Genomic DNA, 15,092 nt, shown 5'->3' with positions numbered 1-15,092 from the left:
CCCGCCCGGCACCCGTCCTGACGGCACCGAACGCAGTCCGGAGCGAGGAGTTCCCGATGACCGACGTGCTGCAGGACCGCACCGAGCCGACCACCCGGCCGGCCGCCGACGGCCAGGTCGACGCGCCGCCGACCACCGACGCACCGCCGACCACCGACGCACCGCCGGGCGACGCGGCGCCGACCGAGGCGGCGGGGGTGCGGTTCATCCTGTATCTCGACGAGGACGAGTACGACCAGGAGATGACCCAACTCAGCCGGTGGGTGAAGGACCTTCTGCTGCCGGTCTACGGCCGGGAGACCGGTTCGACGGCTCCCTGGTGTCCCCGCTGGTGGGCGCACCGCGAGGCGGTCGCCCAGTTGTACGCCCTCTGGATGGCCTGGTCCGAACTCACCGGGCCGGGTTCGTCGATGACCGGTCCGGCGCACTGGCACCGCGACTACCTCGGTCCGGTGATGAACTCGCTGCGCGACCCGTCCGGTCCGTTCGCCGGCTGCAAGCCGGGGCTGCACCGCGACAAGGAGTCCCCGCAGTGCGAGGAGTACGACGACTGAAACCGGCGGCGGCCGTCGGGCGTACCCGGTCGGTCCCGGACGGCGGCGATGGCCGCCGCCCCGGGCCGACCGGGAACGACCAGTCGCGGATCGCTCAGCGCGTCGGTCCGCCGTTGCCGCGACCCGTCTCGCTGCCGCGGCGGCTGATCTCGCCGGGAGTCCATCCTGCCGGGTTCTGCTGGTAGCCGAAGCCCGGCGGGTAGGCCACCGAACTGGACCGGCCCTGGGGCTGCGGACGGCTCGACTCCTTTCCCTTCTGCGGCTCCTGCGCGGCGGCCCGCTTCTCGGCCGCCTTGCGGTCCACCCTCTCGTAGAACTTGGTCAACGCCTTCCGCACGTCGTCTGGCGTGCGGTTCCAGTTCCGCAGGTCGGTGATCTCGGCCCGATGGTCGATCAGGAAGTGTTTCCCGGTCGCGTTCGGGTCGTCGCGCTTGCCGTTGACGCTCTTGACCGCCGCGGCGGCGCCGCTGATCAGGGTGCCGGCGAAGGCGATGTCGGTCCGCCCGTTCGCCAACGCCGCCACGGCGCTGACGACCCCGCCCGCGCCCGAGACAAGGCCGGCCGCCACCTGGATACTGCTCTTGTGGGTGCCCACCTCGGCCGCCTTGACGCGTTCCTTCTTGATGCCGCGTTCCGGATCGACGATGCCCCTCTCCTTCGCCTTGACGGCATCCTCGTACGTGCTGTAGGAGCTACCGACCGCCGTCATGAGGCCGCCGACCCCCTGCACGATCGAGGCCGTCGTCGCGTACGACGGGGCGGCGCCCTTGATACCGGCACCGATCAGACTGGTCGCCGTGCCGGCCGGCTCCAGCCACTGGAACGAGGACTTGGCGAACTGGACCAGTTTCCAACCGTCCCGCGCCTCGGCCTGCAGGTTGGCTCCGGAGAGTTCGGACAACTCGGACAGCGATATCGAGTCGTCGGAGTCGGTGGACCGGTACGTGCCGGTGGGCGAAGGGGCCTCGTGCAACGTGGGCAACTGCGCGGTCTGCACGAATGGCAGGTTCATCGTGGCGGACCTGCCCAGGGCCGGTGGGCGGAACGGACCCGTCTGCGCTTCCAGATCGTCCAACTCGTAGTTGGGTTGACCCATGGCTCACTCCTTCGATGGGGGTGAATTCGACGACGCCCCCGGAACGGCCAGCCGGCACCGGCGGTTCACCGTTCACCGGCCGGATCAGCCGAGTTCCCCGTCCGGGTACGCGCCGACGAGTTGACCGAGTCGGACGAGTTGGCGGGGGATCGACCTCGGCCGCCGGCCCGCACGCCACTCCGGGATCCACGGCACGCGGCAGACCGGCGCGACCGAGCGCAGCACCCGTACCCGGCTGTAGAGGGCGATCGGGAGGCGGCCCGGCGCGTCGGCGACCAGCACCAGCGCCAGCAGCCGCATCCCGGGCGGGTGCCGGCCCTCCCGCATGGCGTTCAGCGCCCGCGACGCGGCCCGCATCCCGGCGGCGTGGGTGCGGGCCACCAGCAGCACCCGGGCCGGCTCGCCGGTGGTCGGATCGGGCCACCGGCAGCCGGCGTCGACGCCGCCCAGGACCATGGTCAGCGACGTCGCGCCGGCACCGCCGTGCGCCGCGACCCAGCAGACGCCGCTGTCGGACAGCTTCCCCGCCGGCCGCCACCGCCCGGGTGCGGGTCGGGCCAGCGCGGCCTCGTCGAACCGCGCGCCGCCCGGCGGCACACCGTCCGACCGAAGGCCGTCGGCCACCCGGTCCGCCGTCAGCACCCGGCCGGGGTGTTCCTGCCGGGTATCCATCCGCCCGGCGGCCTCGACCCCGCCGGGCGGGCCGGGGTTCGCCGCCGTCGGGTCCTGCCGCCTCGGCGCCGCGGGGACGCTCACCCGGGCCCACCTCCTCCACCTTCCGGTGCCGCGCCGGGCCGGCCCACGTCGGAGCGCCGGCCGGTACGGCTGGTCGGCACTAGAACGACGTGCGCACCACGCCGGTTCACCGAACCGGTCGCGGATCGGTGAACCGAGGACCCGTTCGGTCCGTCCGTGGTTCCGGTCACCGAGAACCGCCCCGGACGACGAAGGTGAGGAACGGATGCGGGTGAACAAGCTGCTGGCCGCCAAGCACGCGGGACAGTCGGCGCTGAAGCCGAACGCGACGAACATCATGCTGGCCCTGGTCGGCCTGATCGGCTTCGGCCCGCTGATCGCCCTCGCCGTCGTCGCGCTGGTGGTCATCATCGCCATCATCGCGGTGCTGGGCGGTGCCTCGTCCCCCGGTGGAGCGGGGAACCAGGCCGGGTCCGGGGCGACGAGTGACATGATCACCGCGATGACCGGTGACGGCAAGGGCACCTTCGCCGAGGACAGGTTGCCCCGCTCGGACGTCGCGGAGCCGATCAAGGCGGCCGCGAAGGAGTGCGATCTGATCAGCCCGGCGATCCTGGCCGCGCAGATCGAGGTCGAGTCGGGCTTCACGCCGGACAAGGTCGGACCGAACGGGGAACAGGGCATCTCCCAACTGCCGCCCGACGTCTTCACGAAGTACGGCAAGGACGACGACAACAACGGCAGGACGTCGGCGCTGGACATCGCCGACTCGATCCACGCCCAGGCGCGCTACCTCTGCGCGTTGGCCAAGGACCTCAAGAAGCTGCTCGATGAGAAGAAGCTCACCGGTGACCTGCTCACCCTGACGCTGTTCGCATACCGCGCGGGCCTGGACGCCGTCACGAAATCCGGTGGCGGCCAGCTCGTCGACCCGCAGAGCTACCCGGTCCAGGTCCGGTCGCGGTTCAAGAAATACCTGACCGACGCCCCCTCACCCGGCGCCTCCCCCACGGTCAGCGACGGGACACCGCCGGTGGTCGGCAAGAAGCAGGTCGTACCGCCCGGCTCCGGGTTGACCGAGGCACGGTTCGACGCGATGTTCCCGTCCCGCAACCCGTTCTACACCTACGACGGGCTGGTCGCGGCGATGGCCACCTTCCCCGCGTTCGCCGGCACCGGCGACGCGACCGTGAAGGGGCAGGAGTTGGCGGCCTTCCTGGCCAACATCGACCACGAGTCCGGCGGCCTGGTCTACGTCGAGGAGATCAACCAGTCGGTGTGGGGCGACTACTGCGACGCCGGCCAACCGTACGGCTGTCCGGCCGGCAAGACCGCGTACCACGGGCGCGGCCCGATCCAGCTCAGCTGGAACACCAACTACAAGGCCGCCGGTGACGCGCTCGGGGTCGACCTGCTCGGCAACCCGGACCAGGTGAAGAACGACCCCACGGTGGCCTGGCGGACCGCGTTGTGGTTCTGGATGACGCGCAGTGGCGCGGGCTCGATGACCGCACACGCGGCGATCACCGGTGGCGCCGGTTTCGGCGAGACGATCCGCAGCATCAACGGTGCCCGGGAGTGCAACGGCGGCAACGCCGGCCAGGTGCAGAGCCGGATCAGTTCCTACCAGCGGTTCACCGCCGCCCTGGGCGTCGAACCGGGCGAGAAGCTGAGCTGCTGACCGGCGGAGTTCCGGCCGGGCGGAAATCCGCCCGGCCCGCGGTTGGTCCGGCGGGACGGCTCCGTCGCACCGAACCGCGCTCGGCGGGTCAGCCGGCCCACATACCGTCCGCCGCGGAGGGCTGTTCGGCCACACCGACCGGCGCCCGGCGGTACCGCGCCCGGCGGGCCCAGCTCGCGGCGGCCCGCTCGGTGATGGCTGCCACCTCGGCCTTCGCGGCCTTCGAGATGCGCGCCGCGTTCGGCTCCTGGTACCAGGGGCGCAGCCGGATCAGCGCGGGCCGGATCCCGGTTGCCAGCAGCAGCGCGGTGCCCTTGGGCAGGGCCCGGATCCGGTCGGCCGGCAGCACCTGCTCCTGCCGGTACGACACCGACCGGGACGAGCCGTCCCGGCTGTGCGAGATGGTGGGCGTGCGGACGTCGTGCTGGCCCACCAGACGGGCGACCTTGTCGACGAAGTCGGCGTCGTCCAGCCCGGCGCCGAGCAGCTTGATGGTGGCCGCGCTCCACAGCGCGTCCATCCCGGCCTCGCCCCACACCCGGGCGCCCTGCCGGTAGCTCTGCAGCAGGGTCACCACGTTGATGCCCCGCGAGCCCAGGTGGCTGTACAGGTCGGGCAGGTCGCTGATGCGGCAGACGTTCGCCGCCTCGTCCAGCACGGCCGTCATCGGTGGGTCCAACCGGCCGCCCATCCGCTCGGCCGCCATCACGCCCGCCCGCATGGTCGCATCGGCGAGCCCCGCGATGACGCCCGCCGCCGAGCCACCGCCGTCCTTGGAGAGCAGGTAGAGCGTGTCCCGGCCGAGCACGTGCTGGTCCGGGACGAACTCCGGCAGGTACGGGTCGGGGCTGACCCAGGCCACCGTCTCCGGGTCGAGCAGGCAGGCCACACACTGGCGGGCGGTCTCGTAGATCCCGTCCCGGGTCTCCACCGCCCCGCGGATGGTGCCCTGCAACTGCTCGGCCATGGCCGGCATGTTCACCTCGCGGAGCACATCGATCGGGGTCCGGTCGGCCGGGTCGGCGAGCCAGCCGAGCAGCTCGGGCACCCCGGCTCCGCTGCGCGCGGCGGCGAGGAACAGGGCGGTGAGGGTGTTCTGCGCGGCCGCGATCCAGAAATCCTTCTTGGACGAGTCGTCGTTGACCGAGCTGACGAAGTGACCGGCCAGCCGGCGGGCCCCCTCGATGGTGTCGCAGCCGGAGAGCATGTCCCACCACATCTCCCGCGGGGTGTGCGCGATGCCCTGCGGGTCGAACGTCCAGACCCGGCCCATCTTCATCCGCTCCCGGCGGGTCACGGTGAACACGTCCGACTTGTTCGAGGTCAGCAGGACCGGGCCGCGGGCGCGCAGCAGCCGGGGAATGGCGATGCCGGTGGACTTGCCGGCCCGCGGCGCCATCAGGTCCAGTTCCACGTCCTCGAAGGAGGACCGCAGCTCCGGCCCGGACGGGTCGAGGTCGCCGAGCAGGTTGCCGGTGTCGTCGGGGTGCAGCTGCCGGATGCCGGTGAGCGAGGGGCGCAGTTCCCGGGCCCGGGCCGCGATCCCGTCGGGCGTCATGGACCGCAGGTCACGCCGGTGGGCCAAGCCCCCGGTCCGGCGGCTCAGTGCCCGGTGCAGCGCCCGTCCGGCCACCACCAGCAGCGCCACCGCGAGGGCGAGGACCAACAGGATCCCGCCGTACACCGCGTACGGCGCGGCGCCCGGCCACAACTCGGTGGTGGCACCGGTGAGGATCTTGACGTAACTGCCCAGGGTGAACGGCGGCGGGTGCCAGCCGTTGCCGGTGATCGCGGCGCCGACCGTGCCACCGAGCCAGGCGACCCCGAAGACCACGAGGTTCAGCAACCCGAAGCCGGGAATCAGCCAGGGCCAGACCTCGCCACCGGCCGCGACCCGGCCGGGTCCGGTGCCTCTCACGCGTACCCCTCTCCTTCGGGACCGGGCGGAAACGCCGCCCGCGCCCGGTCGGTCTCGACCCCGCCGTCGGCGGACCGGGTCGGGTCGCCGGGCCCGGCCGGCGGCGGGCCGTCACCGGCTGCGACCGCGGCGTCCCGCGCGGCCCGTTCCGCCGCCACCCGTTCGGCGTGGCCGTTGGCGACCCAACGGGTGTTCGTGTCGTGCAGCATCCGCTCGGTGTCGGTGATCGCCACCCGGATCGGGATCCCGGGTCGACCACCCACCTTGATCAGGAAACGGCCCCGGCCGGGCGGCTCCTCGTGCTCGCCGTTCTGCGCCCACCCGGGCGGCGAGGACCAGGACGAGACCAGGTCGATCTCCCGCCGGGACAGGCCCACCACCTTGCCGAGTTCCTGCATCTCGGCCCGGGGCAAGCCGGCGCAGGCCACCATGCCGGCCCGTTCGACGAAGCCGCGGGCCTTGGCCTTGTCGGCCTCGCTGCCCAGCGCCTCGGCGTCCTTCAGGGTGTGCGTGATCTTCGCGTCGGCCAGCCCGAGGGACCGGTTGAGCCGGGTCAGCGCGTCGATCCGGTCGACGATGCCCGAGGCGGCGCGCATCGGCCGCCACAGCTCGTCGAGGATGGTGAAGAACCAGCGGCGCGGCGCGAGGCCGGCGTCCGCGAGGGCGTGCGACGCGGCCACCGTACCGAGGCCGTCGGACCAGGCCGCGAGCATCGCGGCGGCGGTCAGTTGGCCGTCCGCCTCGCCGATCCGGGAGATGTCGATACACACGGCCGTGGCGTTCGGGTCGACGTGGGTGGCGGTCCGGGCGGCGAAGGTGTCGCCGAGCGGTCCGTCGAGGATGCCGAGCAGCGACCGGTGCAGCGGGTCCACCGCGTCCCGGTACCGGGAGTCCTGTCCACGGTCGAGGGTGATCTGCCGGACCTGGGGCGGCCCCTCCTCGATGACCCGCAGCAGGTCGGTCAGCTGCGGGGCGGAGCCCGGCGGGGTCCGCTCCCGCAGGTGCCGCAGGGCGGCCGACAGGACGGACTGTTCGTGGTCGGAGATGGCCTGGCCGCGCACGATGGTGAGCAGGGCCGCGACCATGTTGAGCACCCGGCCGTGGGTCTCGGCCGCCAGCACTTGGCCGGCCTCGCCGCCGAGCTTGGCGGCCGCGGCGCCCATCGCGCCCGGATCCAGGATGTTCAGGCCGCCCATGCCCCGGGCGATCGAGATCACCTGACCACCCAGCGCCCGTACGGTGTCCGCGTAGTCCGGCTTGAGGTCGCCCAGTACCAGCGGCACCACGCCCTGGGTGCTCAGGCCGATCAGCATCCGGTTGATCAGCGTCGACTTGCCCAGACCCGGCATGCCCAGCATGAACAGCGACGGGTTGGAGATGTACCGGGCCCGGGTGAACCAGTTGAGCGGGTCGCCGCAGACGGTGGCGCCGGTGGCCAGGTGCTGGCCCAGCGGCACGCCCACCATCGGTGAACCGGAGCCCGAGGCGAACGGCCACAGCCCGCACGCCTGCACGGTGGTGGCCCGCCAGAGGGCGGGTGGGTCGAGGCTGCCGACCCGGCCGCCGCCGACCACCGCCGAGCCCCGGTGCGGGACGCTGCCCTCCCGGTTGGACCGGGCCAGCCGCTCGCGCCGCCGCGCCTCGATCGCCTCGAACCGATCCTGCTGTTCACGGGCCTTACGCCGGGCTCGGGGCGTCGCCCCGTCACCGGCCCGGTCCCGCGGGTCGACCGGTGCAACGACGACCTCGCTGAGGGCGGTGCCGTCGCCGGACGCTCCCGGCTGCCAGTCCGCGCCGAGGTCCAGCACCCGGATCCGGGCGTCCGGGCGGGTCACAACGCCTCCTGCAGTTCGTGCGGGATCATCGTCTGTTCCCAGGGCAGGATCCCGACCGGCAGCCCGCAGCTGAAGGCCGCCGCCTGCATCCGGTCGGCCGGGCGCATGCCCAGGCGGGCGGAGCCCAACAGGTTACGCACGGTGACGTTGGCGTCGGCGATCTCGGCGACGGAGTCCACGGTGACGGTCACCACCATCGAGAACTCCACCAGGCCGGCACCGGACGCCTCCTCCGAGGCGGTCTGCTCGGCCGCCTGCACCTCGGACGCGGCGCGGGCCCGCACCATGCCCCGCGTCGAGGTGGCCATGAACTGTGCGGCCCGTCGGTCCGCCTCGACCATCCGGGCCGAGGTCGCCGGGTCGATCGGACGGTAGAGCAACGCCACCCGCTTGCGCCGGATGGCGGGCGACGGTTCGAGCAGGCTGCGCAGCACGCTGGAGCGGACCGTGCCACGCGGCGCCAGGGTGAGCAGCCAGCTGCGGGAGACGCCGGAGTCGTGCTGGTAGGCGTTGACGGTCTCCACCGCGGCCGACGGGCCGGCGTCCGACCAGCGCAGCCCGGTGCCGCCGTGCCGGGCCCGGATGTCCAGCACGTCCGCCGCGACGTCCGGGTCGTACGCCACCCGGACGACCTCGGCGATCCGCTCGGCCGACAGCGGTTCCGCCGCTCCCCCGCCCGCCTCCACCAGGCCGGCGAGCAGGCCGGGCAGCCGCAGCGCCAGCTCGGTGAGGATCTCGGCCGGGTCGCGCCGGTCGCCGCCGGCCATGCCGTAGGTCAGCGTGACGTACGTGTTCATCTCCGAGGACGCCGCGGGGTACGTCTCGACCACCTCCTCCATCACCGCCCGGGCGGCCGGTGGGGCGTCCGGACTGATCCGGGTGAGCACCTCGGTGGCGAGCCGGGTGCCCGGGTCCGGCGCGGTCTCGACCACCACCGAGGCACCCCGCAGTCCCGGTTCGTGGGAGAGCCGGGCCAGCCAGTCGCCCCACATCGCCACCCAGATGTCCACCTGGTCGGGGTCGACCAGGGAACCGCCGTCCGGTTCGCAGCCGAGCACCACCGTGTACAGGTTGCGGTGCCGGTGGTGCAGCACCCCGAACGGCCGGTCGTACGGGTCCCGGCCCTCCAGCATGCGGACCCGGGACAGCAGGCCGGGTGGCCGGAAGTGACCGCCGGGCCGCGCCGAGAGCGGGCCGGAGACGTACAGGTGCTGCCGGTTGGCCCGGCGCCGGGACCAGCCGATCCGCAGGGCCAGCACGTTGTAGACGTTCCGGCCGTCCTGGGTACGGATCGCCAGCGGCCCCACCAGCACCAGGATCGGTGCGGCGACCACCAGGGCGGCCTGCAACGACACCAGCGAGGCGAGCAGGACCACGACGAGTCCGCCGAAGATGCCGACCGTACCGATCAGGCCGAAGGAGCCCAGTCCCGCCTTGCGGGGCCGGCGCCAGTTGCCGTACGTCCGGACCTTGATCGCTTCCGTGGTCATTCCGTTCCCGTCCTTTCCGCGGCGTGCTGCCTACGTTGAACCCTTCGTCGACCTGAGTCCCGGCGGGCGCCGCCGGTGAACCGTGCCGGGAGGTCGCGGTCAGTGCTGACTGTTGTCGTCGTGGATGCCGGGCGCCGCGCTGGACGCCACGTTGCCCATCGTCTTGGCCGCGCCGGAGGTCGCCCGCGCCGCGCCCTTGACGGCCTTCCCGGTCGCCCAGGCGCCCAGGCCGGCGGCGGCCCGGCCGGCGGACCGGTGCCCGCCACCACCGCCACCACCGCCGCCACCACGGCCGCCGCCACCCGCGCCGCTCGGCCCGGAACGCACGCTCTGCGTCGCCTTGCGGTAGGCCGGGGCGGCGACGGCGCCGGTGGCCGCCGCCGCGCCGCCGAGGGCCGCCCCGGACGCGCCCATGGCGCCGTCCGAGGAGCCGAGCGCGGCGGTCGCGGGGACGATGAGCCGCAGCAGGGCCGGTAGCGCGACGGCGGAGAGCAGCAGCACGCCGCACCCGGCGATCTTCTGCTGGGCGGCGGTGGCGCCGGTGGAGTTGATCATGACGGCACCGGCGTACAACACCAGGCCGGTCGCCGGCTTGAAGACCAGCCAGGCGACCATCCAGGCGAGGTGCTTGCGCCACCAGGACGAGCCCCAGTCCGTCATGGAGGCCGAGGCGGCCAGCGGCAGCGTGCCGGAGAGGATCACCATCACGCCGAGCCGGATGTAGAGCAGGATGATGTGGATGATGCCGGCGAAGATCAGCAGGATGCCGATGATGATCAGCAGGAAGGCCGTCAGGGCGTCCGTGCCGCAGCCGGCGATCGCCTTGAGCTGCTCCTTGACCCCGGCCTGGTAGAGGTGGTCGGTGTAGCTGTCCGACAGGCTGGTGAGCCGCTGCAGGACATAGGTCGCGGCACCGGCCACCAGGACCATCCGCAGGATGCCCTTGAGCGCGGTGATGCCGGCCTGGCCACGCCGTTCCAGCGCCATCCGGGCGGCCGCGAAGAGCAACGAGGCGACCGCGAGGAAGACGACCAACCAGTTGATCTGCGCACCGATCGCGTGGTTGGTGTCCGAGTCCCCGAGCGTGGGAATCTTGCTGGCGATGTCGGCGAAGAGGCTGACGGCCGCCTTGATGATGGCGTTGGCGATGTCACTCAGAATTCCGTCGATTCCCTGGTCGAGTAGCTTGGCGAGGCCGCCGAACCCGCCGAAGTACCACACCGCGTCGCCGCTGCTGCAGGTGGCCATCTCACACCTTCCACAACACGAAGCCGCCGACGTCCGGCACGGCGCTGAACTCCGAATGCAGATCGCCGTCGGGACGGGCCCGCAGCTTCCAGTCGCCGCCCTGCCAGTCGACCACGTATTCGGTGGCTCCGTAGACCGCGGGTGGCTGCCTGATCAGCAACCGGACCGTGGCGGAATCCGGCGTGTAGGACAGCAACATGAAACCCGCCAACGAGTTGGCGGTGAACTGCCGCGTCGAGTCCGACTGCGACGACCGGAGCGCCACGAAGACGTCCCGCCCGCTGCCGGGAACGACCTGTTGCTCGGTCACGGCCCGCCACTCGGCACCGCTCATGTGCCGAGGGATGACGTTCGCGGCCATGACGGCACCCATCGGGGTGTGCGCGAAGCACCACTGCAGCGGGCCGGTCGACCGCAGCGGGCCGGCCGAGGCCGAGGACGGGACGCCCGCGCCGTTCAACTGCCGCCAGGTCACGTCGACCGGCGGCCGCACCGGAGTGCTCTGGTCCGCGTCGTCGGTACGGCAGCCGGCCGGCCGTGAGTTCGTGGCGCCGACCTCCACGGTCAACTGACCTGGTGTCGTCCGCCCCGCTCCGCCGGTCGACTCGTCGGATCCGGCACCGAACACGGCGACGACACCGGCACACAGGACGAGGGCGAGGTAGCCGGCGGAGAGCTGCCATCCCCGTTGTCGCCAGAACGGTCGCTCGTCGTCGACGCCGGCATCGGATTGCCTACTCATCAGCGTGGTCCCCTGTTCCGGCTCAGGTGAAGACGAAATTCACCAGCGGACCGGCCGCCGCGACCAGGACGCATCCGCCGAGCACCATGCCGAGCCGGCTCATGTGCTCCGAGGACTCACCACGCCGGTGGGAGACGGCCATCATGGTGCCGGTCACCAGCACACCGACCACACCGGCCGCCGTACCGGCCCAGGCGATGAGGCCCAGGATCAGGTCGACCTTCGAGGTCAAAACGGTGGGAACATTACCGTTGATCTTCGGTTGGGGCACCTTGCCGGGTTCGCCACCACCCGGACCGCCGCTGGGCGCGGGTTCCAGCGCGAGGCCGGCGAGGACACGGTAAACGGGCAGCAACATCTCTCACTCTCCATTGTGGTGCCGGAACGGACGGTGCGTGATCGGCGTCGCCGGACGGGACCGCCGGCGACGCACGGGTCACGACGGAATCGGATGGATGAACTCGACCAGCGGCCCGGCGACCGCGCCGAGCAGGCAGGCGGCGCCAACCATGACCAGGCCCCGCCAGTGCTCGCCGAACTCACCCGGTTCACCGCGTCGCAACTGCATGGCGAGATTGAGACCGGTGATGAGCAGTCCGGTCACGCCGGCGGCGGACACGCACCACGCGAGCAGGTTCAGCAGTGACATCCCCGGACTGTTGGGATCGTCGACATTGATCGAATACGGCTTGACCGTGGGCACCCCGAACGAATTCTCGACCTGCGGCGAGTTGCAGCGCAGCTTGGCGACGACCAGGTCGCCGGTGACGGTGCACTGGTTCCCGCCGGTGATGTCCAGGTCGTTGTGGGTGTGCTCGCCGTAGATCTCGAGGTCGAGGTAGACCCGGTCGTTCGGCTTCCCGTCCACCCACAGGGTCGCCGTCTTCCGCATCATCAAGCTCCCGGAACAGGCCCGGTCACTGCCTGCCGGGTACGTCTTCGAGGTGTCGGTCTTGATGCAGAACTGGACGTTCGCCGCCATCTGGTTGTCGACATCGACCTTGATCTGCCCCTCGTGGTCGGCCGCCGCAGCCGGCGCCACCGAGGCGAGAAGGCCCGTCCCGACGGCCACCAGCACGCCGAGGGCGACGGCACCGATCACCCGTCGACTCTTCCCCGCCCACCAGTTCCCCGGCACCATTCGCTCCATTCGTCGGACGCCCCGCCACCCGTCACCCGGTCGCGTCGCTCCGGTCGATCAACGCTGTCGCGATGTCAGCCACAAGACGGACGCCCGAGGGGACGGGTTCACGCCGGCACGACATTTTTCGCGGCGGCGGTCCGGCGGCAGGCGAGAGCGGGCGGGTGCCCGACGACCACCACCACGGCCCGCGACCGGGGGGCGTCCGCGGGCCGTGGTGGGGGGGCGACTCAGCGGCGGAAGCCCAACCAACGAATGTTGAGGTACTCCTGCGGCTGGCCGCTGGTGAAGGTCAGGTAGACGTCGTGCGTCCCGGTCACCGGCACCATGTTGCCGGAGATCGTCCGCCAGGACTGCCAGCCACCGGTGTCGGCCACCACGATCACGCTCACCGGCGGATTCGTCGGCCCGTCGAGCCGGACCTCCACCAACCCGGACGCGCCGGGCGGGGCACCGGACGCCGCCCGGATCTCGAACCGGGTCGCCGCCGCGCCCGATCCGAACTCCACCCCGTCGTAGCGCACCCAGTCGCCGTTGGCGATGAAGCCGATGTGCCGACCGCCCTCGTCCGACGCCTCGGTCTTGACGCCGGACTGCTCGGTGAAACCGTCGGCCGCGATCTCGCCGTACGCGTCCCGGCGGCCGCTGCCGGCACCGCCCGCGACCGCGGTGGTGACGACGGTCCCGGGAACCGGGCCACCGGGCTGCCCGGCGGCCGTGCCGAACGGCGTCAGCGTGATCTCGACCCCGGTCGGTCGGTGGTCCTCGATGTACGACGCGCCCGGGCCGACGTCGTCGAACGGGAACCCGTACGCCCGGTGGTCGGCCGTCGACCCGTGCAGGATCCGCGAGTAGTGGTTGGTGACCGGGGCCTGGTAGAAGGCCGCCGGATCGGTGACCGGCTGGTCGGGCCGGTCGAGCACGGACCGGTTGAACCCGGCGCCGAGCACCGCCGCGATCGCGCCGCTCACCCCGTCGTTGGGGGCGAGCAGCGCGCCGGCGCAGTAGAAGACGTCCAGCGTGCTGGGCTTGGCGAAGGAACCTGCGCCCTGGTCGAACACCAACCCTCCACCCTGGTCGACCTGGCCGTTGTAGGTGCCCTTGGTCGTCTTCACCCGCACCGGGGTGCCGGCGTAGCGGTTCCAGATGTCGTTGACGTAGTCGTCGTAGTACGTCGGGGAGAACCGACCCGCCTCGATCCCGTGGCCGGGCGCGATGACGCGCAGCTTGTCCCCGATGATCAGTTTCTCGAACCCGGGCTGGGTGGCCATCGCGGCGAAGATCGCGTCCCGGCCGCCGTCGACCAGCTTGCCGGTGGCGTTCTCGGCCTCGCCCTTGAGTCGCGCCGACATCGGGATGCTGAACATGTCGACCATCGTCGTGTTGCAGAACATGCCCGCGTCGCTGTAGGTGAACTCGAAGAAGTCGTACAGGATCCCGAAGTTCGGGTCGCTCTCCACCCAGCCGGCGGGGTGCTGCAGGGCGGGCCGGCCGTTCCCGTCGACGACCGCCTTGAACTGCAACTCGCCGTTGATCGCGAAGTAGATCCGGCCGGACATCTTGGGCAGCGCGAAGGACGTCGTGCCGGACTGCGCGAACGGCACGTCGATGTCGAGCGCGCCGCCGGCCGCACCGTCCACCGTGACCGGGGTGAACACGCCGCTGCGGGTGACGTACCCCTGGTTGCCGGCCGGGTCGGTGCCCACGATGTACATCCGGATCGCCGAGTTCGGGAAGGTCCCGGTGCTGTTGACGACCGTCAGCGGAAGCCCGTCCTCGGCGTCCGCCCGGGAGAACAGGGCGGAGGCGACCACGGGTACGCCGATCGCGGCGGCGCCGGCTCCCGCCAGCCCCAGTAGGGTTCGTCTGCGCAGCACGGCGTCTCCTGGCGGTTCGGGGGGGGATCGGGTCGAACCGCAGTCAAGCAGACAAACGGGTGACGGCGCAGTATCCCCGTTCCGACGTCCCCGCGCACCGGGGTCCGGAGCGGAGGTGGTCAGCGGGGCGGTGCGGCTGCCGGGGAACCCACCGCGGCGGTGACGATCGGCGGGCCGTCGACCGGACCCACCGAGAAGAACGCCAGCGAATCCACCGACTGGGTCAGCTCGCCGGTCACCTGTTGGGTGCCGGCCGCGCCGGTCCAGTCGCGTACCTCGTGGGTGACGCCGTCGTGGGTCACCGCGTACAACCGGTACCGGGTGCCGGCCTGCAGACCGGTCACCGTGACCTGCGCCGTCGAGCCGCGCGCGTTGCCGGTCACCGAGACGGCGAGGCTGACGCCGCCGGGAGCCGCTCCGGTGGCGACGAGCGCCAGGCCGGGCTGGCCGCCCGGTTCGCCGTCGCCGCCCCGGACGACCAGGACGGCGGTGGTCAGGGCCAACACGGCGGCGGCGACCGTCAACGCCCAGGCGGTGAGCTTGAGCCGGTTGCGCCGCCGGGCGCCACGCGGGTCACGTCGGCCCGGCGGACCCGGCCGCGACACCCGCCGGGCCGGTCGGTCCGGTCCCCGGCCGGGGCCGGGCACGGCCGCCGGCACGGCGTGGGCCGGCTCGGCGTGAGCCGGCTCGGCGTGAGCCGACTCGGCGTGAGCCGACTCGGCGTGAGCCGACTCGGCGTGAGCCGACTCGGCGTGAGCCGACTCGGCGTGAGCCGACTCGGCGTGAGCCGACTCGGCGTGAGCCGACTCGGCGG

The 15,092-nt window shown here is 72.2% G+C and carries 13 protein-coding genes; 2 read left to right on the top strand and 11 right to left on the bottom strand.

Going from position 1 to position 15,092, the window contains the following annotated elements; all coding sequences use genetic code 11:
• Positions 1 to 56 precede the first annotated feature (56 nt).
• Positions 57 to 554, top strand: coding sequence for a DUF4913 domain-containing protein (locus tag ACFOX0_RS26415; RefSeq protein WP_377550812.1), 498 nt, complete (start codon positions 57 to 59; stop codon positions 552 to 554).
• A gap of 94 nt (positions 555 to 648) precedes the next feature.
• Here ACFOX0_RS26415 and ACFOX0_RS26410 read toward each other — a convergent pair whose 3' ends face one another.
• Together ACFOX0_RS26410 and ACFOX0_RS26405 are read right to left on the bottom strand one after the other, a co-directional pair.
• A complete protein-coding gene (locus ACFOX0_RS26410) occupies positions 649 to 1,650 on the bottom strand; it encodes a hypothetical protein (protein ID WP_377550810.1) in 1,002 nt (333 codons plus the stop codon).
• Positions 1,651 to 1,734: 84 nt separating this feature from the next.
• Positions 1,735 to 2,406 carry a DUF6668 family protein gene (locus tag ACFOX0_RS26405; protein ID WP_377550808.1) on the bottom strand — a complete coding sequence of 224 codons (672 nt, stop codon included), beginning with the start codon at positions 2,404 to 2,406 and terminating at the stop codon, positions 1,735 to 1,737.
• 205 nt (positions 2,407 to 2,611) lie between these two features.
• Here ACFOX0_RS26405 and ACFOX0_RS26400 point away from each other — a divergent pair, with 205 nt between their 5' ends.
• Positions 2,612 to 4,027, top strand: a complete 1,416-nt coding sequence (locus tag ACFOX0_RS26400) for a glycoside hydrolase family 19 protein (protein ID WP_377550806.1) — start codon at positions 2,612 to 2,614, stop codon at positions 4,025 to 4,027.
• An 88-nt stretch (positions 4,028 to 4,115) separates the two neighbouring features.
• Here the strand turns inward: ACFOX0_RS26400 and ACFOX0_RS26395 are convergent, their stop codons facing one another.
• The 9 genes from ACFOX0_RS26395 to ACFOX0_RS26355 all read right to left on the bottom strand — a co-directional run.
• Positions 4,116 to 5,945: a type IV secretory system conjugative DNA transfer family protein gene (locus ACFOX0_RS26395; protein ID WP_377550804.1), complete on the bottom strand. Its 1,830-nt coding sequence runs from the start codon at positions 5,943 to 5,945 to the stop codon at positions 4,116 to 4,118.
• A complete protein-coding gene (locus tag ACFOX0_RS26390; RefSeq protein ID WP_377550802.1) occupies positions 5,942 to 7,780 on the bottom strand; it encodes an ATP/GTP-binding protein in 1,839 nt (612 codons plus the stop codon). Before ACFOX0_RS26390 ends, ACFOX0_RS26395 begins: the two co-directional genes overlap by 4 nt.
• Complete coding sequence (locus ACFOX0_RS26385; protein ID WP_377550800.1) at positions 7,777 to 9,270, bottom strand: SCO6880 family protein; 1,494 nt, start codon at positions 9,268 to 9,270, stop codon at positions 7,777 to 7,779. Before ACFOX0_RS26385 ends, ACFOX0_RS26390 begins: the two co-directional genes overlap by 4 nt.
• Before the next feature lie 99 nt (positions 9,271 to 9,369).
• Positions 9,370 to 10,518 carry a hypothetical protein gene (locus ACFOX0_RS26380; protein WP_377550798.1) on the bottom strand — a complete coding sequence of 383 codons (1,149 nt, stop codon included), beginning with the start codon at positions 10,516 to 10,518 and terminating at the stop codon, positions 9,370 to 9,372.
• A gap of 1 nt (position 10,519) precedes the next feature.
• Positions 10,520 to 11,260, bottom strand: coding sequence for a hypothetical protein (locus ACFOX0_RS26375; RefSeq protein WP_377550796.1), 741 nt, complete (start codon positions 11,258 to 11,260; stop codon positions 10,520 to 10,522).
• 22 nt (positions 11,261 to 11,282) lie between these two features.
• Positions 11,283 to 11,618, bottom strand: coding sequence for a hypothetical protein (locus ACFOX0_RS26370; protein WP_377550794.1), 336 nt, complete (start codon positions 11,616 to 11,618; stop codon positions 11,283 to 11,285).
• Positions 11,619 to 11,696: 78 nt separating this feature from the next.
• Complete coding sequence (locus tag ACFOX0_RS26365) at positions 11,697 to 12,362, bottom strand: hypothetical protein (protein WP_377550792.1); 666 nt, start codon at positions 12,360 to 12,362, stop codon at positions 11,697 to 11,699.
• Between the two features lie 269 nt (positions 12,363 to 12,631).
• The gene (locus tag ACFOX0_RS26360; protein ID WP_377550790.1) at positions 12,632 to 14,278 is read right to left on the bottom strand and encodes a beta-1,3-glucanase family protein; all 1,647 of its coding nucleotides are present in this window, start codon (positions 14,276 to 14,278) and stop codon (positions 12,632 to 12,634) included.
• A 119-nt stretch (positions 14,279 to 14,397) separates the two neighbouring features.
• On the bottom strand, positions 14,398 to 15,092 hold a 695-nt coding region (locus tag ACFOX0_RS26355; protein WP_377550788.1), incomplete at its 5' end, for a hypothetical protein.

Source organism: Micromonospora zhanjiangensis, from assembly GCF_042650605.1.
GTDB classification, from domain to species: Bacteria; Actinomycetota; Actinomycetes; order Mycobacteriales; family Micromonosporaceae; genus Micromonospora_J; species Micromonospora_J zhanjiangensis.
Note: the sequence above shows the minus strand (reverse complement) of the source record. Positions and strands in the feature narration are given on the sequence as shown.

Bases quoted from the DNA above. Each gene is read 5' to 3' on its own strand.
- ACFOX0_RS26415 (WP_377550812.1), top strand. From the start codon at position 57: ATGACCGACGTGCTGCAGGACCGCACCGAGCCGACCACCCGGCCGGCC.
- ACFOX0_RS26375 (WP_377550796.1), bottom strand. From the start codon at position 11,260: ATGAGTAGGCAATCCGATGCCGGCGTCGACGACGAGCGACCGTTCTGG.
- ACFOX0_RS26410 (WP_377550810.1), bottom strand. From the start codon at position 1,650: ATGGGTCAACCCAACTACGAGTTGGACGATCTGGAAGCGCAGACGGGT.
- ACFOX0_RS26380 (WP_377550798.1), bottom strand. From the start codon at position 10,518: ATGGCCACCTGCAGCAGCGGCGACGCGGTGTGGTACTTCGGCGGGTTC.
- ACFOX0_RS26370 (WP_377550794.1), bottom strand. From the start codon at position 11,618: ATGTTGCTGCCCGTTTACCGTGTCCTCGCCGGCCTCGCGCTGGAACCC.
- ACFOX0_RS26385 (WP_377550800.1), bottom strand. From the start codon at position 9,270: ATGACCACGGAAGCGATCAAGGTCCGGACGTACGGCAACTGGCGCCGG.
- ACFOX0_RS26400 (WP_377550806.1), top strand. From the start codon at position 2,612: ATGCGGGTGAACAAGCTGCTGGCCGCCAAGCACGCGGGACAGTCGGCG.